15 protein-coding genes are annotated in these 21,372 nt (G+C 72.1%); 10 read left to right on the top strand and 5 right to left on the bottom strand.

The genetic code is table 11. The annotated features are described in order from the left end of the window. Positions 1–9 precede the first annotated feature (9 nt). The 3 genes from ABGB17_RS04900 (at position 10) to ABGB17_RS04890 (ending at position 2,903) form a co-directional block, all read left to right on the top strand. Positions 10–957 (top strand): chlorinating enzyme, encoded by a 948-nt coding sequence (locus tag ABGB17_RS04900; protein ID WP_347626544.1) that lies wholly within the window; start codon positions 10–12, stop codon positions 955–957. Positions 958–977: 20 nt separating this feature from the next. Continuing rightward, complete coding sequence (locus ABGB17_RS04895) at positions 978–2,144, top strand: alpha/beta hydrolase (protein ID WP_347626543.1); 1,167 nt, start codon at positions 978–980, stop codon at positions 2,142–2,144. Between the two features lie 75 nt (positions 2,145–2,219). Continuing rightward, positions 2,220–2,903: a Crp/Fnr family transcriptional regulator gene (locus tag ABGB17_RS04890; protein ID WP_347626542.1), complete on the top strand. Its 684-nt coding sequence runs from the start codon at positions 2,220–2,222 to the stop codon at positions 2,901–2,903. Positions 2,904–2,981: 78 nt separating this feature from the next. On the opposite strand, the gene ABGB17_RS04885 is transcribed toward ABGB17_RS04890, so the two are convergent. The 4 genes from ABGB17_RS04885 to ABGB17_RS04870 all read right to left on the bottom strand — a co-directional run bounded on the left by ABGB17_RS04885 (position 2,982) and on the right by ABGB17_RS04870 (position 9,118). Then, positions 2,982–3,695 (bottom strand): PIG-L deacetylase family protein, encoded by a 714-nt coding sequence (locus ABGB17_RS04885; RefSeq protein WP_347626541.1) that lies wholly within the window; start codon positions 3,693–3,695, stop codon positions 2,982–2,984. A 275-nt stretch (positions 3,696–3,970) separates the two neighbouring features. Beyond that, positions 3,971–6,898 (bottom strand): LuxR C-terminal-related transcriptional regulator, encoded by a 2,928-nt coding sequence (locus ABGB17_RS04880; protein ID WP_347626539.1) that lies wholly within the window; start codon positions 6,896–6,898, stop codon positions 3,971–3,973. A gap of 137 nt (positions 6,899–7,035) precedes the next feature. Beyond that, positions 7,036–8,253: a hypothetical protein gene (locus ABGB17_RS04875; RefSeq protein ID WP_347626538.1), complete on the bottom strand. Its 1,218-nt coding sequence runs from the start codon at positions 8,251–8,253 to the stop codon at positions 7,036–7,038. A gap of 130 nt (positions 8,254–8,383) precedes the next feature. After that, entirely contained in the window at positions 8,384–9,118 is a 735-nt protein-coding gene (locus ABGB17_RS04870) for a LuxR C-terminal-related transcriptional regulator (protein WP_347626536.1), read from the bottom strand. Positions 9,119–9,243: 125 nt separating this feature from the next. On the opposite strand from ABGB17_RS04870, the gene ABGB17_RS04865 reads away from it, so the two are divergent. The 4 genes from ABGB17_RS04865 (at position 9,244) to ABGB17_RS04850 (ending at position 16,238) form a co-directional block, all read left to right on the top strand. Then, positions 9,244–10,350, top strand: coding sequence for a LuxR C-terminal-related transcriptional regulator (locus ABGB17_RS04865; RefSeq protein WP_347626535.1), 1,107 nt, complete (start codon positions 9,244–9,246; stop codon positions 10,348–10,350). 71 nt (positions 10,351–10,421) lie between these two features. Beyond that, positions 10,422–15,083, top strand: a complete 4,662-nt coding sequence (locus tag ABGB17_RS04860; protein ID WP_347626533.1) for a M48 family metalloprotease — start codon at positions 10,422–10,424, stop codon at positions 15,081–15,083. A gap of 52 nt (positions 15,084–15,135) precedes the next feature. Next, positions 15,136–15,678: an RNA 2'-phosphotransferase gene (locus tag ABGB17_RS04855; RefSeq protein WP_347626531.1), complete on the top strand. Its 543-nt coding sequence runs from the start codon at positions 15,136–15,138 to the stop codon at positions 15,676–15,678. A 104-nt stretch (positions 15,679–15,782) separates the two neighbouring features. Then, positions 15,783–16,238, top strand: a complete 456-nt coding sequence (locus ABGB17_RS04850; RefSeq protein WP_347626530.1) for a DUF488 domain-containing protein — start codon at positions 15,783–15,785, stop codon at positions 16,236–16,238. On the opposite strand, the gene ABGB17_RS04845 is transcribed toward ABGB17_RS04850, so the two are convergent. Beyond that, positions 16,216–17,073, bottom strand: a complete 858-nt coding sequence (locus tag ABGB17_RS04845) for a hypothetical protein (protein WP_347626529.1) — start codon at positions 17,071–17,073, stop codon at positions 16,216–16,218. The genes ABGB17_RS04850 and ABGB17_RS04845 overlap by 23 nt on opposite strands. 955 nt (positions 17,074–18,028) lie before the next feature. Between ABGB17_RS04845 and ABGB17_RS04840 the strand changes: the two genes are divergently transcribed. Genes ABGB17_RS04840 through ABGB17_RS04830 form a run of 3 tightly spaced genes read left to right on the top strand, consistent with a single transcriptional unit; the run spans position 18,029 to position 21,368 of the window. Beyond that, positions 18,029–18,709, top strand: a complete 681-nt coding sequence (locus tag ABGB17_RS04840; protein ID WP_347626528.1) for a zinc-binding dehydrogenase — start codon at positions 18,029–18,031, stop codon at positions 18,707–18,709. Beyond that, a complete protein-coding gene (locus tag ABGB17_RS04835) occupies positions 18,706–19,494 on the top strand; it encodes an SDR family oxidoreductase (RefSeq protein ID WP_347626527.1) in 789 nt (262 codons plus the stop codon). The genes ABGB17_RS04840 and ABGB17_RS04835 overlap by 4 nt, the downstream gene beginning before the upstream one ends. Beyond that, positions 19,485–21,368, top strand: coding sequence for an IlvD/Edd family dehydratase (locus tag ABGB17_RS04830; RefSeq protein WP_347626526.1), 1,884 nt, complete (start codon positions 19,485–19,487; stop codon positions 21,366–21,368). Before ABGB17_RS04835 ends, ABGB17_RS04830 begins: the two co-directional genes overlap by 10 nt. Positions 21,369–21,372: the final 4 nt, after the last annotated feature.

The following is a 21,372-nucleotide window of genomic DNA, read 5'->3' as shown; positions in this document are numbered from 1 at the left end:
GGGATCATCATGCAGGACACCCGGACACAGGCCGGATTCGCCATGACCCCGGAGGAGCTGGCGAGCTTCCACACCCAGGGCTACTTCGGGCCCTTCAAGGTGTACGAGATCGACGAGATGCGGGCCACGTGGCGGCGCGAGCGGCTGCGGCTGATGGACCGCAGCAACGCCGTCTACCAGGAGGAGGCCGCGGCCTCCGGCAACACCAACATCTCCAACTACGACCGGCACCTGGACTCGGCGTTCCTCGCCGACCACATCAGCCGCCCGCAGATCGTCGACCGCGTCACGAGCGTGCTCGGCCCCGACGTGCTGTGCTGGCGCACCGAGTTCTTCCCCAAGTACCCCGGCGACGAGGGCACCGACTGGCACCAGGCCGACACCTTCGCCAACGCCTCGGGGCAGCCGCAGATCGTCTGGCCGGAGGACGAGGAGTTCGGCGGCACCATCACCGTCTGGACGGCGTTCACCGAGGCCAACGAGGAGACCGGCTGCCTGCAGTTCATCCCCGGCACCCACCGGACGATGTTCTACGACGAGACCAAGAAGATGCACTACGACCCGGACAAGATCAACGCCGAGGAGAAGGACGGCGTCCGGCGGGGCTTCTTCGGCTACGACTACCGCGAGCTGCAGAAGGACCCGGACTGGAAGCCCGACGAGTCCCAGGCCGTCTCGATGGTCATGCGGCCCGGTGAGGCCATCCTGTTCTGGTCCACGCTGATGCACGCGTCCCTGCCGCACTCCGGGCGCACCGACGAGATGCGGCTGGGGTTCGCGTCCCGGTACGTGCCGACCAAGGTGCGGGTGTACCCGGACACCGACGAGATCGAGGAGTACGGCGGCCGGGTCAGCCTGGACCGCTACGGCTCCGTCCTGGTCGCCGGCCACAACGACAACCCGCACAACCGCATGGCGACGGCCACGACCACCGGGCACGCTTTCACGACGCGGTGATGCGGGTGACCTCCGAGACGATGGAACTGACACGCCTCGCGGAGGCCGTGCTGTCGGCGCGGCCGCTCGCGGGCGTCCTCGAACATCCGGTGCGCGTGGCCGGTCCGGCTGAGGTCTCCTCCCTGCTCGACCGGATGGCGGAACGGCTTCGCGCACCGGAGTTCCGGGTGACCGGCGACACCGGCGGGCTCGGGGTGTTCGAACGGGTGCTGAGCGAGCACCTCGGCCTCCGGCGGCGCGCCCTCAACACGGACGTGCCGCTGGAGGTCGTCGAGCGCACCGCCGACGAGGTCACCGCAAACGCCTTCGAGGGGTTCGCCGCCCGCGGGGAGGTGACCGTCCCGGGCGGCGGCCCCCCGCTGCCCGCCTACGCGGCGGGCCGGCGCGAGGACCCGGCCGTGGTCGTCGTCACGCCCTGCGGCATGCCGGCCCGGCTGGCCGAGCGGTGGATGCGCTACCTGGCCCGCGACCACTTCGTGGTCACCTGGGAGAGCAGAGGGCTGTTCGGGCACATCGACGGCGCGGGCGCGCTGCCCGCGGACATCGACGCGCAGGCCGGCGACCTGCTGGCCGTCATGGACCACTTCGAGGTCGGCCGCGCGCACCTGATGTGCCTGTGCGGCGGCGCGGTCGTCGGGCTGGCCGCCGCGCACCGGGACGCCGGCGGCGCGGACACGCGGATCGGGTCGCTGAGCCTGTGGCACGGCGACTTCGCCGGGGTGCCCTCGGCGGAGAAGACCTCGCACCAGCAGAACCTGGTGGCCCTCATGCAGATGGGCGCCGAGGGGCCGGACCGGGCCGCCGCGATCCACCCGGTGTTGTGCCAGACCATGTTGTCGGCGGTCCCGCCGGACCTGGCGCACCTGGTGGTCTACCCGTACGCCACGCCCGGGCTGCTGTACCGGTACTGCAAGCTGAACGGCACGATCATGCGGACGGACGTGACGCCGTGGCTGGCCGGTCTCCAGCGGCCCGTGCTGGTGGTCACCAGCACCGACGACGAGACGGCGTGCCCGGACGGGTCGAAGGTGGTGGCCCGCACGCTGCCGGAGGCGATCCTGCACGTCCGGCCGCACGGTGATCATATCTCGCTCTTCAAGGGCGACCCCGATTTGATGTCCCTGCTAGGAGACTTTATCGACTCCCTCCCCGGCCTCAGCCGCACGAGCGGCCGTACCTTCCTGTGACCTATTCCGTTTTTTCTTAGATGAGCGGGTATAGGTGGGTAGCTGGTAATAAGAACCCAGGTCAAAGGTGCGGGCATGACTTCTGTACGGACTGCGCAGTTCAAGGACGAGCTACGGTCTTTCGCGACGAGCGACAAGCTCGGTGCCACTTCGATCAGATATCCGAAAAGAACGCATATCTACAACTGTGGCGATCATGACGCGAACCTCTATCTCGTCGAGAGCGGCCAGGTCAAGACGCAGGCGTACGCCCGCTGCGGCAAGGAGTGTCTATTATCGATCTACACGGCCGGCGACATCTTCGGGGAGTCGTCGCTGCTGGGCTCAGAACGCACCGAGACCGCGACCGTGATGCGCACCTCCTGGGTCAGGAGGATCCCCGCGGCGGGCTTCCGCGCCGCCATGGCCGACCAGAGGGTGCTGGACGGCTTCATCGACCACCTCGCGCGGCGGCTCACCGAGCAGCAGCAGGTCATCACCACGATGGTGACGATGGACAGCGAGCAGCGCCTCGCGGCCGTCCTGCTCCGGCTGTCCAGGAAACTCGGCAAGAAGCGCGCCGACCACCTGCTGGCCATCGAGGACCGCATCACCCAGGAGGAGCTCTCCGGCATGGTGGGCACCACCCGGTCGCGGGTGGGCTACTTCCTGAAGAGGTTCAAGGACGCCGGCCTGGTGCTGCCGGTGTCGGGGCCGTTCCTGCTCATCAACGAGAAGCGCCTGACCGAGTACGTCAACAGCATCGGCGGCTGGTTCTGAGGACCCGGTACGGCGGAGCGCCCTGGAGTCCCGGGACTCCAGGGCGCTCTGTCGTTCTCGCCGCCGTCGCGCGGGCCGTCAGAGGGTGAGCAGCTCGAAGGGGATCGCGGGACGGCCGCCGAACCGCTCGCCCGTGGCGCGGGTGAACCCCTCCAGCGGCCCGCGGGCCGCGCCCTGCGGGAGGCCGAGGCCCGACAGGTAGGCCGCGTGCGCCTCCACCGAGGCCACCGCGGTGTCCAGCGAGTCCGTGACGTCCACCGCGTGCGTCGGGCGGGTGGAGCCGGCGATCGCGGCGTACTTGAGGCCTTTCCAGGGCTCCTCCACGTCGGGGAAGATCCACCGGTTGCCCGCGTCCAGGGCCGCGTCGAGTGCGGCGCGGCCGGTGTTGCGGTGGTCCGGCGAGTTCCACTTGCCGGTGTAGGTGATGTCGTGGTGGGTGAAGGTGACCAGCAGCTCCGGCCGGTGCCGCCGGATCGCCGCCACGAGGTCGCGCCGCAGGCCCAGCGAGTACTCGATGGTGCCGTCGGCGTAGTCGAGGAACTCCACGGACTCGACGCCGCAGATGGCCGCGCTGGCCCGCTGCTCCTCCTCGCGCACCTTGACGGCCTCTTCCGGGGACATGCCGTCGATGCCCGCCTCGCCGCGGGTCAGCAGCAGATAGCCGACGTGTTTGCCGGCCGCCGTCCACGCCGCCACGGCGCCGGCGCAGCCGAACTCCATGTCGTCGGGATGCGCCACAATGGCGAGCGCCCTCGTCCAGTCGTCGGGAACGGGTTGCAGGTTTTCGCTCATGAAGCTTCCCCTGACCACACGAAACAGTGACAAACCTGCTAATTGCCCGCAATCGACCAGGGAACGGATGCACCCTATTGACCCTGATTCGAATTGGGGTCGGCGACCGTGGCGGGTGTCCCGGTGCGGCATGGTTAGGGCATTCTTACCCTGCCGCAGGGAACTCCAGGAAAATAGCGCATCATCGCGGAGGAGAAATGGCGTGCGGCTCTTTCCGAGGCGAATCGGGGGCCGGTCGTCTGGGTGAACAAAAAGAACTTCAACGGTAGGGATTGTTAGGTTTTCTGGTACCCGCCGAGCACGAGGGCGAGATCGCGGCGCGTGGTGACGCCGAGCTTCGTGTAGACCTTCTGCAGGTGGTTGTCGACGGTGCGGACCGACAGCACCAGCGTCCTGGCGATGTCCTTGCTCGGCACCCCGCCCGCCGCGAGCAGGGCCACGTCGCGTTCCCGTGCGGTCAGGGGGACGGTCTCGTGGCCGGTGGCCAGCAGAGGGGTGACCGCGCCCTCGCACCCGGCCCGCAGGTCCATGGCGCGGGCGGTCGCCGCGGCGGCCTGGCGGGGGGAGCCGTCGCGGCGCCAGGCCGCGGCGGCGGTGGTGGCGGCCTCGGCGGCCATGAGGTCCGCACCCATGTCCGCGAGCGTGCCGGCGGCCTCGGTGAGCCGGTCGGGGTCGTTGGCGGCGAGGGCGGACGCCAGGCGCGCGCGTGCCTCCGTCAGGGCGCCGTCGCAGACCTCCGCCAGCTCGGTGAGACGTCCGGAGACCTGGCGGGCTCCACCGAGACGGGCGACGTCGGTGAGGAGCATCGCCTCGGCGGAGGGGCGGCCGGCGTCCCGCGCCGCCGCGGCGGCGGCGGTGAGGATCGTCCGTGCCTCGGCCAGGTGGCCCAGGGCGGCGGCCAGCCACGCCTCGCCGAGGAGGTCCTCGCCCACGAACAGGGGTGTGGCCGGGTAGGCCTGGAGCTCGTCGAGCGCCGCCTGCGCGGCTTCGGTGTCGCCGAGCACGGCCGCGGAGGCGCACAACCCGGAGAGGATGAGTCGCATCGGGCGCACGTGGCCGCGGGCCCGCGCGAGTGCCGCCGCCTCGGCGTACCAGCGCCGCGCGGAGGCCACCCGGCCCGAAAGCCATTCCACCCGCGCCCGTCCTGCCGCGGCCCACATCGCGTGGCCCGTGCCGATGCGTGCTCCGAGGTCGGCTCCGGGGCCCGCCGCGGAGCCGGCGACGCGGGCCGCCGGGCCCGTCGCGTGGCCCGCTCCGAGGCTTTCCGTGCCGCGTGCCGCGAGGGTGCGGGCCTCGGCCAGCCGGCCGTCCTCCGCGGCCGCGAGGACGAGCGGGGTCAGGGGGGTGAGGGCCGCGGCGGCCGGGTGCCGGATGCGCGTCAGGCGGGTGCGCTCGGCCACCACCTCGCCGGACGCGGTCTCCGAGGCGGACACCGCCGCGGCGAGGGTCCACGCCTCACGGGTGCGGCCGAGAAGGGCCAGGCCGGTCGCCTTCGCCGTCGCCGCCCAGAGCCACCCGGTCGCCTCGCCGTCGCGGGGGGCCCGCGGCGGGAGGCTGTCCAGCAGCGCCACCGCCTCGGCGGGACGGCCGGACATCGTGAGGATGGCGGCACGGTCGGCGAGCAGGAGGTCGCGGCCCGCTCCCCGGGGCACGCGGGCGAGGGCCTCGCCGTTGAGCCGGAGAGCCTCGTCGGTGCCCGCGCCCGCGCGGAACAGGTTGCGGGCACGCAGCCGCAGGGCGATCCGCCGTTCCTCGTCCGTGGCCGGTTCGCGGAGTCCCGCCAGCACGGCCTCGGCCTCGTCGCCGCGGCCCGACTCGAGGAGCGCCTCGCCGTACAGGAGCCGGAACGCGTTGGTGCGCTCGGCGGCGGGCACCTCGGCCAGCAGGCCGAGGGCCTCGGTGTGGGCGCCGGCGCGGCAGGCCTCCTCCGCGGCCCGGAGGAGCAGGTCCGCTCCGGCCGTGCCGGTGGCCGCGAGCCGCCACGCCGCGGCGCGCCGCGCGTCCCCGGTCCTGCGGGCGCCGTGCGCCTCGATCCGCTCGGCCTGGCCGAGCAGCGTCGCCCGGCGGCGGATCAGCGGCGTGCGCGCACGCAACACCGCGGCGTACAGGGGGTGTGCCAGGGTCAGGGACACCCGGCGGCCCTCGCCGGAGGCGCGGATCAGCCCGGCCTGCTCCAGCTCGATGAGGTGCCGCGGGGAGGCGGCGAGATCCAGCGGCCCGAGCGTCCCGCACAACGCCAGCGCCTCCAGCAGAGGCCGGGCCGGCTCTCCCGCCGCCGCGAGCCGCGCCCCCACCAGCTCGGCCAGCCTCGGCGTGACCGGCCACACGTCCCCGGCGGGGTCCCGCGACACGGCGCTGCCCCGCCACGCGTCCCCGGCGGGGTCCTGCGACGCGGCGGCCCGCCACGCGTCCCCGGTGAGCTCCCACAACGTGCCGTCGCTGGTGAGCGCCCCGGCGCGCAGCGCGCCGAGCACCAGTTCGCGCAGGTAGAGCGCGTTGCCGCCGGACAACGTGAACAGCTCGTGCAGGGTGCGGCGCCCGGCCGGGCCGCCGAGGACGGCACGCAGCAGGTCCTCCACGGCGTCCCCGCCGAGTTCGGCGAGGTCGGCCCGGTGCACCCCGGCGTCCCACGGCAGTGCCTCCACGGCCTCGGAGGCGGGGCCGCCCGCCCGGATCGCCCCGATGACGAAGATCAGGCCCACGTCCATGAGCTGGCGCATCAGGACCACGGACGCCTGGTCCAGCAGGTCGAGGTCGTCGACCAGCACCACCAGCCGGTCCCGCGTCCCGGCCAGCGCCCGGGACACCGAGACGAACCCCGCGACCGGGTTGGCGGGGTGCACGTCCGGCGGGAGCAGGTGGGCGACCGCCCCGAACGGCACCGTGGACGCCGCCTCGCTCGTCGCCGCCCGCACCGTCTGGTACCCCTGGGCCACCGCCGCGGCCAGGAACTCCTCCACCAGCCGGGACTTGCCGGACCCCCGCGGGCCGCACACCACGAAACCCTGGCTCCACCGGTCCGCGAGCACCTCGGCGAACCGGGCCGTCTCGGCGTCGCGGCCGACGAGCGGCCAGCGGCCGGTCAACGGGTACGGACCGGCGGGCGTCTCCTGGGCGGCGCCGTCCGTACGGCCCGCCGTGACACGCTTCGGCCCGCGCCCCGCCGGAGCTCCGGCGGGACGCGGGTACGCGACCTTGCTCATCACCCTTCGCCTTTCCGTGGGCAACCTCCCCAAGGGTGCGGAAGCCGGATTGGCGAATGGTTGTCGTTCACTTGGCGATCGTCCACCGGCCGCCGGTTCCCGTCGTGCGGTGCCGGGGAACCGGCGGCCCGAGCGGCTCAGAGACCTTCCGGGCCCTGGCCCGCCATCCAGGAGAGACCCCAGTGGGACCGCACGGTGCGGAAGTCGGTGAAGAACACCCGGGTCGAGCAGCGCCCGGACCAGCCGGTGCAGGTGGCGGGACGGCGGTTGTCCCCGCCGATGATGACCCCGGCCGCGAGCACGCTGCTGAAGTCGCTCGTCAGGGTGAACACCGGCCCGCCGCTGTCGCCGCCGCCCGCGGCGGCCTGACCCTGGAGCTGGTCGCCGATCGACACGGCCCGCGAGACGTGGGTCCCCCAGTCCAGCGTGGAGCCCGTCTTGGTGATCTTGATGTCGCAGTGGACGCCGCTCCACGCGCCCGAGGTGCACACCAGCGACCCTGTGCGCGCCTGCGAGGTGCCCACGACCGGCTTGGTGTACTCCGAGCCGTCCTGCACGCCGCCGTCCCACATCCAGCCGGTGACGAACCTGCCGGAGTCCACCGCGATGAGCGCGGTGTCGAGCTGCGGGTAGACCGCCTCGACGTGCCCGATGGTCACGATGCCGGTGGTGGAGTTCCCCGTGGTCACCGGGTCGCCCACCGAGTAGCAGTGCGCCGCCGCGATGAGCTTCGCCGGGTACACCCAGTCGGATCCCGCGGGCGACATCAAGCCGCCGAACGACGTGCTGCACGAGTTGATCTGGATGCCGCCCTCGAACGGCGACGCCCCGCCCCACCGCCCGTCATAAGGGTCAAGGGACTCGACCTCGGCTTTCACCACCAGCGGGTCCGCCGTGGCCTTGGCCACCTCCGCCTGCGAGGTGACCGCCAGTTCCAGCCCGCTGCCGTCCTCCAGCGGCGTCACGCGGTGCACGTCGCCCCCCGCGCTGAGCCCCCGCGTCCGCACGATCTCCTCGGCCCGCTCCCGCAGCTCGGCGGCGGTGAACCTCGCCGGGTGCACCCGCACGCTGACCCCCTCCGGCGCCTTGGCCGCCAGCGTCCCGACCGCCGGCGGCGCGTCACCCTTCCAGTACAGGTGCACCACCCCCGCCGGCACGTCCAGCTCGACCCCCGCGAACCCCGTCCCCTTCGTCCCCCCGGCGGCCTCCAGCTCGTCGGCCAGCGCCAGCATCGGCACCTGCTTACGCGCCAGCTCCGCGTCCTTCCCGGCGTACCGCGCAGGCTCGGCCCCCGCGGACGCCATCGGCATGACCATCGTCCCGGCCACGACCAGCGCCCCCACCAGAAGGGACACACCCCTGCGCGACCCAGAACCACGAACCACCATCGTTCTCGCCCCGTTTGCTATCGCGACGCCCCATCGGCGCCGGTGACGAGAAGAATCGTCGCCTCCGGTCATCCGCGACCGGATGAGTATTCGCTACTCAACTCCCGCCGGGCCGCGCGCGCGACCCGGCCAGCCAGAGGGCCGCCTGCACGTGGCTGTTCACGCCGAGCTTGCGGTAGATGCTTTCGAGGTGCTTGTCCACGGTCCTGACGGAGACGCGTAACCGTCGCGCGGCGAGCTGACGGGTGAGGCCCGCCCCGACGAGTTCCAGCACCTGCTCCTCACGTGGCGTCAGGCGGGCGGCGGCGGGGGAGCGTGCCTGGCGGGAGCGGCGGTCCAGGGTGACCAGCACGGGGTGCAGCCGTTCCACGAACTCGCGCTCCTGGCGGGTGAAACCCCCGTCGGGGCGGCCGAGGGCGAAGGCGCGCATGGTGCCCACGGGGGACAGCAGGGGGAGTGCCACGTGGTCGTAGAAACCGGTGACGGAACGGATGTCGGAACCCACCGCCGAGGAACGCCAGCGGCGCATGGTGGTCAGGTCGCTGACCGCCAGGGGGCGGCGGTCGGTGGTGCGCACGTAGTGCTGGATCAGGGGGTGCCGCTCCATGTTGCGGCGGGTGACCTCGGTCATCGTGGCGGTGGGCAGTCGGGTCTCCGGCCAGCCCAGGCCCTTGACGCCGTCCGCGCCGACCTCGGAGAACGTGGCGGTGGGGCATTCGAGCACCTGCCGGAGGGACTCGGCCACCCGGCCGTGGTCGACCGCGGCGGGGCTCATGGCCACCAGCTCCACGGCCAGGTCGATCACCTGGTCGTAGCGGTTCCTGGAAAGCATACGTCCCCTTCGAAAGTACGTACTTCCGCGTATACCGCGCCCTGCCCCGGTGTGCCAACAATTCCGGCAAGGGATCCGGCGCAGGCTGCTGAGGGGGTGACGACGTGGTGCCGTTCAGGGGACGCGTGAAGGAGCGCGACACGATCAGGACCGCGCTGCGGGAGAGCGCGGGGATCCTGGTCGTGGGGGAGGCAGGGTCCGGGCGGACCCGGCTGATGGCCGAGGCCGTCACGGTGTTCGACCGGCCCGGCACCGTCGTCCACCAGGCGGCGGGCGCCGGGGCCGGCGTGCCGTTCGGGGCGCTGGCGCACCTGCTGCCCGGCAGCCGCGAACCGGTCAACCCGGTGCGGTGGGCCGCCGAGCTGCTCTGCGGGGCCGCTCCCCGGCCGCTGGTGCTGGCCGTGGACGACGCGCACCTGCTGGACGGGCGCTCGGCCGCGACGATCGCGTACCTGGTGGCGCACCGGGGTGCCCGCGTCGTGCTCACCACCCTGACCGGGGCCGCGGTTCCCCCGGTGCTCCTGTCGCTCTGGACGGACGGCGGGGTGTCGCGGCTGGATCTCGCGCCGCTCCCGGTCCGCGACACCGCGCGGCTGCTCGGCGCGGTGCTCGGGGGCGAGGTGGAGATGACGACGGCCCGCTCGTTGTGGCACACCGCCCGGGGCAACGTGCGTCTGCTGCTCGAACTGGCACACTCCCAGTCCTTCACCCAGGTGGACGGCCGGGTCCGGTGGTCCGGCGAGCTGCTGCTGACGCCCCGGCTGCGGCAGATGGCCGAGGCGGCGATGGGCGAGCTCGACGACTCGGAACGCGAACTCCTGGAGCTGGTCGCCGCCGGCGGGCCCGTCGCCCTGGACACGCTGACCCGCCTCACCTCCCCCGGCGCCGTCGAACGCCTGGAAGCACGCGCCCTGATCACCGTCCACGCGCACCCGTCCGGCGTCACCGTGCGCCTGGCCCACCCCCTGCACGCGTGGGTGATCCGCTCCTGGTCCACCCCGATGGCCACCCGCAACCGCCTGCGCCGCGTGCACACGACCCACGAGGGTGAAGGCACCGTGCTCAGCGCCCGCGAGCTGGAGATCGCCCGCCTGGCCTCCTGGAACCTCACCAACCGCGAGATCGCCGACTGGCTCACCCTGTCGCACCGCACCGTGGGCAACCACCTCCACAACGTCTACACCAAACTCGGCGTCAACCGCCGCCTCGACCTGGTGCCTCTCCTGACCTGAGGCTCACGCCCCCACGCCGCACAGGTACGTCGGGTAGCGCGGGGCGAACCCTATGTGCATGATGTCGTGCCATGGGCGGACGGCGGAGGCGGCGATGGCGCGCCGTCGCGGCCGGAAGCCTGGCGCTCGGGCTGGCGGGGTTCGCCGTGGCGTTCCTGGTGGTCGCCGGGTCGGCGCCGGACGGGCCGGCGTTCGAGCGGCTGGTCGGGTACTCCAACCTGTACGCGTTCGTGTTCGCCGTGGTGCCGGTGGTCGGCGGGTTGTGCGTCTTCGTGGTGCGTGAGCTGCGTTCCCCGGAGCGGGCGGGGGAGACGGACCCCGAGGAGGAGGCGGTCGGACGGGCGGCGCAGCGGCTCGCGGCGGCGGTGGTGAACCAGTGGCGGCGGGAGCTGGTCGCCCGCGGGTTGTCCCGGGCGCATCCGCTCGCGGTCACCTGGTCGGTCACCGGGCGGCCGGTGACGGCACGCGGCGGGGCGATCCTGCCGGCCGGGGCGGCGAGCGGCGAGGTGGGGGAGCTCGCGGCGCGGTTCAGGGAGTTGCCGTACCGGCAGTTGGTGGTGCTCGGCGCGCCCGGGGCCGGCAAGTCCGTCGCGGCGATGCGGCTCGTGGTCGACCTGATCGAAGGGGCGGAGGCAGGCGAGCCGGTGCCGGTGCTGCTGCCGGTGTCGGCGTGGGACCCCAGGGAGCCGTTCGACGACTGGGTGGCGCGGCGGGTGCGGGAGGAGTACCCGGAGCTGGCCGGGGACGTCGCCGGGGCGCTGGTGGCGGCGGGGCGGGTGACGCCGGTGCTCGACGGGCTGGACGAGATGCCGCCGGGGGCGCGGGTGCCGGCCATCGAGGGGATCGACGTGGCGTGCGACGGGCGGCCGTTCGTGCTCACCTGCCGGGGGGACGAGTACGAGGCGGCGGTGGTGCGCAGCGGGCGGTTCCTGTCCTCGGCGGCGGTCGTCGAGCTCGAACCGGTGGGGGCGGAGCGGCTGGTGTCCTACCTGGAGAGCCGCGTCCGGTCCGGGGACGCACGGTGGGAGGCCCTGTTCGCCGCGGTACGCGAGGAGCCGGGGCTCGCGGCGGCGCTGTCCACGCCGTTGACGATCTACCTGCTGCTCGTCGTGTACGGGCCGCCGGGCGGCGAGCCGGGGGAGCTGCGGAGGCTCGGCCGGGAGGAGATCGAGAAGCGGTTGCTCATGGCGTGCCTGCCCGCCGTGTACTCGCGCCCCGGGACGGACGGCGCGGCGCCGTGGCCCGGCGTGGAGCGGGCGGAGCGGTGGGCCGGTTTCCTGGCGTCCCGGCTGCGCCACGACGGGGGGCACGACCTCGCCTGGTGGCGGTTCGCCACCCTGGACCCCCGCCTCGGCGACCCGGTGCGGGTGACGGCGGCCGCCGTCGCGGCGGTGGCGATCGCGGTGGCCGTCGCGACGGTGACGACACGCAGCGCCTTGGCGGGTGTCGTGACCGGGCTGTGCACAGGTGTGGTCGCCGGGTCCGCCGTCGCGGCCCTGTTGTCGGACCCCACGCCGCCCAAGTACGCCAACCTGGCGCTGCACGGCCGATCACGCCACCTGGCGCGGGCCGTCCGCAGCCATTTCACCTCGTGGTTCACGGCGGGCTTCGCGGGCGGCGCCGGCGCGGGGCTGGTGACCGTGCCGCTGGCCGGCCTGCTCGCCGGTGCGCCGTCCCCCGTCTCCGGCCGGCTCCTCGACGGCGTCCTGTACGCGCTCCTGGCCGGTGTCGCCGTCGGCCTGCTCGCCGGGTTCTGCGGCGGTCTGGTCGGCTGGCTCCAGGACCCCGCCGACGAGGTCCGCGCCCGCGACCCCGTCACCGTCCTGCGCGCCGACCGCGCCGTCGCCACCGTCAACGGCGCCGTCGCGGGGACCGTGTGCGCCGCGGCGGCCGGCCCGCCCCTCATCGCCTACGCCGGCCCCGTCACCGGCACGGTCTCCGCCCTGGCGGCCGCCACGTCCGCCGCCGTCGCGGTAGCCCTGGGCACCACCGCGTGGGGCCGTTTCTGCCTGGCCCGCCTCTGGCTGTCCACCCAAGGCGTCCTCCCCCTCCGCCTCATGCGCTTCCTCGCCGACGCCCACAACCGCGGCCTCCTCCGCTGCTCCGGCGGCTTCTACCAGTTCCGCCACGTACAACTCCGCGACCACCTCGCCGCCCCCGAGCCGGCGCACCCCGCACCCCGGAGCGACACCCCCGGCCACCGCCCGGGCGAGCCCGGCAACCCTCGGGAGTCCGGCATCCCTGGTGAGACGGCCGGCGATTTGCGGGACGGGAAGTCCGGCACCTCTGGTGAGGCGGCCGCCGATTCCCGGGACCGGGAATCCGTCACCCTTCGAGAGTCCGGCACCCCTCGTGAGAGGGCCGGCGATTTGCGGGACGGGGGGTCCGGCAGCTTTTGGGAGTCCGGCACCCGTGGTGCGGCGGCTGGCGACTTCCGGGACGGGGAGTCCGGCACCCCTCGGGAGAGGGGCGGCGAATCCCGGGGCGGGAGCGACGTGGGCCAGGACGGGGACGGTGGGCCGCCGGTCGGGCGCGGGGGGCTCACGACGCTGGCGATGCTCGCCGGAGCTGTGCTGGCGACGAGCGTCACCACCTACCTGACGCTGTACCAGGCGGTGCCGGCGAACCGCGACGCCTTCAAGCACGCCTACCTCGCGTGCGAGGCGCAGCTCGCCGGTGGCATCTCGCTGATCCCGGAGCGGGCCTTTCTCGTGTCCTGCTTGGGGCAGTTCTACGCCGACCAGGCGCGATGGGTGGGGTGGGGGCTGCTGGCGCTGGTCGTGGTGGCGGGTGCGTTGTTCTGGCTGCACCCGGTGTGGATCGTCATGCGGAACGGGTACCGCCCCCTTCCGATGCCCGCCGGGCGGGACGTGGCCGCCATGGTCGAGAGGCTGGCGCCGCAGGCGGGACTGGCCCGCCCACCTCACCTGTTGTTGTCCGTCCACCCCTGGCTGACCACGCGGGTCTTCGGCCGCCCCGGCCGTCGTTACCTGGCCGTGGGACACCAGATGATGGTTCTCGTCCGGTCGGACCGCCAAGCGGCCGAGGCCGTGGTGCGGCACGCGCTGGCGCATCTGCGCGACGGCGACGTGGACCGGACCTACCTGACCATCGCCGTCTGGCGGTCGTTCGTCCTGCTCGGCCTGCTGCCGTTCGTCCCCGCGCTCCTCCTCGTCGCCGACGGCTGGGCGCAGGCGCTGCGGGCCGCCGTCTCCATGGCCACCCTCACCGCCCTGGTGCTGCTCACCCGCGCCGCGGTGCTCCGCCGCTCCGAACTGCACGCCGACGCCGCCGCCGGACACCGCGAGACCCTCCACGCCCTGCTCACCCGGATCCCGTCCCCTCGCCGCCGCCTGCTCGCATGGCTGCGCTCCCACCCGGACCCGGGCCGCCGGATCACCCACCTCGCGGACCCCGCCGCCGTCCTCCGGCCAGGCACCTGGGCACTGGCCGGCGCCGGCATGACCGCCGCCATCATGGCCGGCAACGTGCAGAACTTCCTCAGCGGCCCGGCCCTGCTCTCCTTGCTCGGCACCGCCCTCGCCGGCCTGCTGTGCGTCCCCGCCCTGGTCATCGCGATCGTCGAAGCCGTCTGGCTGGAACCCTCCCGCCACTCACCCGTCCCGCCCCCGCGCACCTACCTCCGCCCCGCCGCCGCCGTCACCGCCGGCTTCCTGCTGGGCGACCAACTCGCCCTCGCGGTCGTCTTCGAGGAGAACCCGTCCCCGGTGACGCCCGCCCGGTTCCTCCTCGCCGCCCTGATGCTGCTGACCGGCGCCGCCCTCCTCGCCGGCTGGGCCACGTCGGCCGCCCGCACGCTTGCCCCCGCGCCGCCCCGCCTCCAGCGCCGCGCGCCGGCGGCCGTCGCCGCGGCCGGCACCTTGGCCGCCGTCCCGTGGTTCGTCGTCTGGTACGCCTTCCGCCGCAGTGAGGAACTCGGCGAGACGCGGCAGGCCGTCACCCCCGGCCCCGCCCACGAATGGTTAGAGCCGCTGTCCACGCTGGTGAGCCTGCGCTCCACCACCCTGGAGAACGTCCTCGTCAATCCCCTGACCCTCCCCGGCCTCCTGCTCCTCTGGCTGGTCCCCCTCTCCCTCGCCCGCCGCCGCGGCACCGCCCGCCCCCGCACCGACCTGGCCATGACGACCGGCCTCGCCGGCGGCGTCGCCCTCCTCCTGACCGCCGCCGCCCTCACCGTCTTCGCCGCGGATCTCATCCCTCCCGCCGTCCGCGTCGACAGGGCTCTCCCTCTGCTGTACATCGAGATCTACGGCCTCGCCGCCACCCTGGCCCAAGCCCTCGTGGCCTTCCTCGTCGCCACCCGCCCGACCGCGGCCCGCCCCGCCCTGGCCCTGTTCGCCGCCCTGGTCACCGGCGTCATGGCCGCCAGCGGAACCCGCTACCTCCAAGCCATGGCGGGCTGCGTCGGCCTCTACGTGGGCCCGTGCGGCGTCCCCCCGTCTGCCGCCCCTTCCTTCGTCGCCGCCCTGATCCACGACACCCTCGTCAAGGGCGCCCTGACCGCCATCCCCGCCACCGTCATCGGCATGGCCGCCGGCACCCTGTGGCGCCGGTTCCGCCCGCCCACCCGTCCCACCCCGCGCCCTCTCACCCGCCGCACGAGGCTCACCCAGGTGATCACCATGATCACCGCGGCCGTCCTCATCGCCGCCGCCATAGAGCGCATCCCGGACTTCCTCCATATGTGGGCGCTGTGGAGCAGCGGCCCCTGAGCCCCCCGAAATCGGCTGGCCTCGGACGATCCACCCCCGGAACACTGGCCGCATGGACCAACGACGATTGGTACGCGTCTCCAAGTACCTCTCCAAACACCTGCGGCACAGCCCCGACCGCATCGGCATCACCCTGGACCAAGCCGGCTGGGTGGACGTGGACACACTCCTCGACGCCGCCAGAACCCACGGCTTCCCCATCACCGCCGCCGAACTCCACCAGGTGGTCGCCGCCAACGACAAACAGCGCTACGTCCTCCAGGACGGCCGGATCCGCGCCAACCAGGGCCACTCGGTCCCCGTCCAGCTCGACCTCCCGGTGACCGCCCCTCCGCCGGTCCTCTACCACGGCACAGTGGCCCGCAACATCGCCCCCATCCGCGCGGAGGGCCTACGCCCCATGAACCGCCACCACGTCCACCTCTCCCCGGACCACGAGACCGCGACAAGAGTCGGCTCCCGCCGAGGAGCCCCGGTGGTCCTGGCCGTCGACGCCGCCGCCATGCACACCGCCGGCCACGAGTTCATGGTCAGCGCCAACGGCGTATGGCTGGTGTCCCACGTCCCCCCGGGCTTCCTCCGGTTCCCCGGCTGACCACTCGGGGCCGTCAGCGCCAATGCTCCTCCCCACGGGACGGGGGTACTTCAGAGTTGGCGATGCGATTGCTAGTCGTGACCATGCGTGAAAGGGTGCGCATCATGTCCACAACCGATCAGATGGCATGGGTCGTAGGCGTCGGCTATGAGGGGTACGACCTCGACTCGTTCATAAGGCGTCTGCGTGGAGAGGACGTCACGCTGCTGATCGATGTGCGGTTGACTCCGATCTCACGGAAGCGGGGGTTCAGTAAAAGCGCGTTGTCCCGCGCCCTGGCCGATTCGGGGATCGTGTACGAGCACATGCGGGAACTGGGCAACCCCAAGTGGAACCGAGCTGGATTCGCCGGTGGTCCCGGTGAACTCGGCACGGCGCGCGAGATCTATGAGAAGCTTCTCGATCAGGACCAGGCTCGCGGATGCGTCGAGCGTATCGCCGAAGCGGTCCGGCGGGAGAGGGTGGCGGTCATGTGCTTCGAGGCTGATGAGTGCCGCTGTCACCGCGATCTCGTCCTGAGAGCTGTTCGGGCGCGGTTCAGCTACGCGATTTCGGCCTAGACCGCCGAGGGTAGGCCACACCCAGGATGATGAAGCCCTGCGGGCGGGCCTGCTGATTCCCCACGAAGAAGATGGGGTCGCGCTCTGGTGCGCACATCATGTCCCAGAACTTCTCCTGTACGACCTGAATGAGCGCCTGATCATCGTAATGGTGGAATCTGCGCTGCAGAGCGACAAGCTCCCAGTCGTAGATCCCTTGGCGATGGGTCCGGCAGGAATCGGTGTGGCATCGGTAGCGATACCATGCCTTGAACCGTGGGGCCTGCAGTGCTGTGCGCGGTCCGGACTCGAACAGCTGAAGTTGATTCACGTATCTATCGATCTTGGCCCGTTCCTCTGGCGTCCACCCTGGATGGGGCTCGATGTCGAGTCCCAGGACTTCTTTCGGACGGATCGCTGCCAGTGAGCGTGCCCCTGGTCGTCCCTGAACTCCCTGTTTGAGATCACACATTGACCTCTCGACGTAGTCGTCGATGTACGCCATGCGTTTATCCCAGCCCTGGATCTGCTTCTCCACGACGAAGCTGTCAGTGCGGGGTCGCCAGCTCTCAGGGCGGGGATCGCCGGCATTCGGTTGGGCTTCCAGGGTGACGATGTCGTACTTCCTGAATCTGCTCTCGGTGTCCAGCTCGCGGTAGTTGATCGGATAGAGGCGGATCCACCCGGGGTTGTTGAGGTCAAGGTTCAAAGCGGCGACACATACGGTTTCGCCGTAGGTTTCTGAAGGATTTGGGGCGGCCTTTACCGTGATCAGTAATCTCAGTCGCTGGTATCGAGTGTCGCGAGGCTTCTCTTTCGTCGCTTCGAGATCGGGGCCGAAGAGAGAGTTCGCCATGGGGCACCTGGTCCTGACTGCCGCGGGGTCGACTTCACAAGAGTAGCTGGACGGATCCCATCCCGTTGCGGTGATTCGTGGGTAATCAAAAAGGCCGGAAGGTCGATAATAAGTCACAGTGGTTCTTGTACGTTTTAAAGGCCTTATTCGGGTGTCCTGATGGAGGAAGTGCCCCCGCTGCTCTGCGAAGGCTTGGTCGATCAGGTCGCACGCTCGGCGACGGGTGCTGCAGGACGGTTGTGTCGGCCGGTGGTCGGTGGAGTACGGGAAAGTTTCGATACTGACCCCTGGAGGGTTCGGTTCGCGGCGGAGGCAAATATCCAGCTCACAGGCATGTTGAGGGGTTGTGGATGCCAGTCGATCGAGGTGTGAAGGAGAGGTGCCGAGGCTTGCTCCAGGAAAGTTGCGAAACTGTTGACGACATGTGTTCGTAACACCTACGGTTGCAGCGATCGAGTTCAAGGCCCGGTAGAGGCGGCGGACGGTGTGCGGCCGTGGGCTTCGGGTGGGAGAAGGGGAACGGGGTCGGATGAGGGCTGCGCTGCTGGAACACGTTGGGGCGCCTCTCGTGGTGCGGGATCTTGGGCTGGATGGGCCTGGGCCTGAAGAGGTGCTGGTCAGGGTTGAGGCGGCTGGGGTTTGTCACAGTGATCAGCACTATCTGGTGGGGGATCTGCGGTGTCCGTTGCCTGTCGTGCCGGGGCATGAGGGGGCGGGGGTTGTCGAGGCGGTGGGGGCGGGGGTCTCGCGGGTCGCCGTGGGGGATCGGGTGTGTCTGATGTGGCGGCCTCGGTGCGGGGTGTGCCGGTACTGCCTTGTGGGGCGGCCCGCCTTGTGTGAGGCGGCGGGGATCATGGTGGGGTCGGGGGGGTTGCTGGACGGGACGACCCGGCTGCACGTCGACGGGGTTCGGGTGCATCACCTGCTGGGGGTTTCCTGTTTCGCGGAGCACTGTGTGGTTTCCGAGCGGGCTGTGGTGCCGGTGCCTGAGGGGGTGCCCGCGGAGATCGCGGCCATCGCGGGGTGTGCGGTGATCACCGGGGTGGGGACGGTGCTCAACGCCATCGAGCGGTGCGCGGGGGAGGCCGTCGTCATCTTCGGGGCGGGCGGGGTCGGGCTCTCCACCGTGCTGGGGGCGGTGCTCGCGGGGGCCGGTCCGATCGTCGTGGTGGACGTCGTCGCCGAGCGGCTGGAGATGGCGAGGAGCCTCGGGGCGACGCACACGGTCGACGCCTCGCGGGAGGACGTCGCGGCGGCGGTCCAGGAGATCCGGCCGGGTGGGGCCGAGTGGGCCGTGGAGGCCATCGGGCGGCCGGCGACGCTGGAGACGGCGTTCGAGGTGTTGCGGCCGGGGGGCACGGTCGTGGCGGTGGGGCTCGGGAAGGTGGGGCAGACGTTCCAGGTGCCGTTGAACCTGCTGGTGCAGCGGGAGAAACGGGTGGTGGGCAGCTTGTACGGGTCGGCGAACCCGCTGGTGGACCTGCCGCGGTTGTTCGGCCTGTACCTCGCGGGCCGGCTGCCGCTGGACAGGCTCATCGGCCGGCGGTATCCGCTCGGCCGTGTCAACGAGGCGTTCGCGGACCTGACCGGTGGAGCAGTCGGCCGGGGTGTGGTCCTTCCGTGGGAGACAGCATGACCGTCACACAGGAGCCGGAGTCCCGGTACGCCGTCTACCCCAGCTTGCGGGGGAAGGTGGCCTTCGTCACCGGGGGTGCCACCGGGCTCGGCGCCGAGTTCGTCGCGGCGCTCGCGGCGCAGGGGACGCGGGTCGGGTTCGCCGACATCGACGACGCAGGGGCCGCCCGGCTGCTGGAGAAGCTGGCCGGCACCGGATGCCCCGAGCCGCTGTACGTGCACGCGGACGTCTGCGACGTCGAGGGGCTCAAGGCCGCGGTCGCGGTCGTGGAGCGGGAGCTCGGGCCGGTGTCGGTGCTCGTCAACAACGCGGCCAACGACCTGCGGCAGGACTTCGAGTCCATCGACCCGGCCACGTGGGACCACGGCATCGCGGTGAACCTGCGGCACCACTTCTTCGCCATGCGGGCCGTATTGGCGGGCATGCGGTCCCTCGGCGGCGGGTCGATCGTCAACCTCGGCTCGATCAGCGCGCACACGGACTTCGTGGGCCTGCCCATGTACATCGCCTCCAAGGCCGCCATCGAGGGGCTGACGCGCACGATGGCGCGGGAGCTCGGGCCGGACCGCGTCAGGGTGAACTGCGTCGTGCCGGGGTGGGTCTTCACCGAGCGGCAGCTGACCCACTGGGTGACGCCGGAGGTACGGGAGAAACTGGCACAGGTGCAGTCGCTGCCCGACAACGTCATGCCGGGCGACGTGGCCCGGCTGGTGTTGTGGCTGGCGGCCGACGACAGCGCCATGTGCACCGGGCAGAAGTGGATCGTGGACGGCGGATGGATGTGAACGGGGACCCGATGGAGCAGGAACAGCACGGACGACAGGGACAGCACGAGCAGCCCGACCCGCCCGACCAGTTCGAGCGCCAGGAAGGACACGGCGCCGAGGGCGGCGGCCCGGACGGCCAGGCCGGACACGGTGCCAAGGGCGGGCACGCCACGCATCACCGGCGCAGTGCGCACTGGTTCGCGGCCGAGGGCCGGTCCGGCATGTTGTACCGCTCGTGGATGCGCAACCAGGGCTTCGGCCCGGAGGTCTTCGACGGCCGCCCGGTCATCGGCATCGCCAGCACGTGGTCGGAGCTCGCGCCGTGCAACGCGCACCTGGACCGGGTGGCCGAGGCCGTCAAGCGCGGTGTGTGGATGGCGGGCGGCTTCCCGCTGGAGTTCCCGGTGATGGCGACCGGTGAGACGCTGCTGCGCCCCACCGCCATGTTGTACCGCAACATGCTGGCCATGCAGGCCGAGGAGCTGATCCGCGCCAACCCGCTGGACGGCGTGGTGTTGCTGTCCGGCTGCGACAAGACCACCCCCGGCCTGCTCATGGGGGCCGCCAGCGTCGACCTGCCGGCCGTGATGGTCACCGGCGGCCCGATGCTGAACGGCAAGTACCGCGGCCAGGACGTCGGCTCCGGCACCCACGTGTGGAAGTTCGAGGCCGAGATCAAGGCCGGCCGCATGTCCGTGCAGGAGGGTCACGTCGCCGAGGGCTGCATGGCCCGCTCGAACGGCCACTGCATGACGATGGGCACGGCCTCCACGATGGCGTGCATGGCCGAGGCGCTCGGCATGCAGCTCCCCGGCTCGGCCACCTGGCCCGCGGTGGACTCCCGCCGCTTCGAGGTCGCGCAGGAGGCGGGCAAGCGCATCGTCGCGATGGTCGAGGAGGACCTGCGGCCGAGCACCATCCTCACCCGCGAGGCGTTCGAGAACGCCATCAGGACCAACGCCGCCATCGGCGGCTCCACCAACGCCATCATCCACCTGATCGCCCTCGCGGGACGTCTCGGCGTGGACCTCCGCCTGGACGACTTCGACGCCCTGGTCAGGGACGTGCCGACCATCGTGGACCTCATGCCGTCCGGCCGGTTCCTGATGGAGGACTTCTGCTACGCGGGCGGCCTGCCGGTCGTGCTGCGCGAGCTGGACGAGGCGGGCCTGCTGCACGGCGGCGCCCTGACCGTCACCGGCCGCGGCGTCGGCGAGAACGTCGCCGACGCGGTCTGCTGGAACACCGAGGTGATCCGCCCGCTCGGTGAGCCGCTGCAGCCCGCGGGCACCGGCACCGCGGTCCTGCGCGGCAACCTCGCCCCCGCCGGCGCGGTGATCAAGCAGTCGGCGGCCTCGCCGGAGCTGATGCGCCACACCGGGCGTGCCCTGGTGTTCGACTCGCCCGAGGACTACCACGCGGTCTGCGACGACGACGACCTCGACGTGTCGCCCGAGGACGTGCTGGTCATCCGGGGCGCCGGCCCGAAGGGCTACCCCGGCATGCCCGAGGTGGCGAACGTGCCGCTGCCCGCCAAGCTGCTGCGCGCCGGTGTCACCGACATGGTGCGCATCAGCGACGGCCGCATGAGCGGCACCGGTTTCGGCACGGTCGTGCTGCACGTCTCGCCCGAGGCGGCCGTCGGCGGCCCGCTCGCGCTGGTGCGCACCGGGGACCGCATCGAGCTGGACGTGCCGGCCCGGCGGCTGACGCTGCTCGTGCCGGACGAGGAGCTGGAGCGCCGCCGCGCCGAGTGGCTGCCGCCGAAGTCCGAGGACGAGAGCGGCTACCGGTGGTTGTACCGGGAGCACGTGCTCCAGGCGGACGGCGGCGCGGACTTCGGGTTCCTGCGGGGCATGCGCGGGAGCGAGGTGCCGCGCGATTCGCACTGAGCCG

This window comes from Sphaerisporangium sp. B11E5 (assembly GCF_039871875.1).
GTDB lineage: Bacteria > Actinomycetota > Actinomycetes > Streptosporangiales > Streptosporangiaceae > Sphaerisporangium.
The sequence above is the reverse complement of the archived record's forward strand: the minus strand, read 5'-3'. Positions and strand labels throughout refer to the sequence as shown.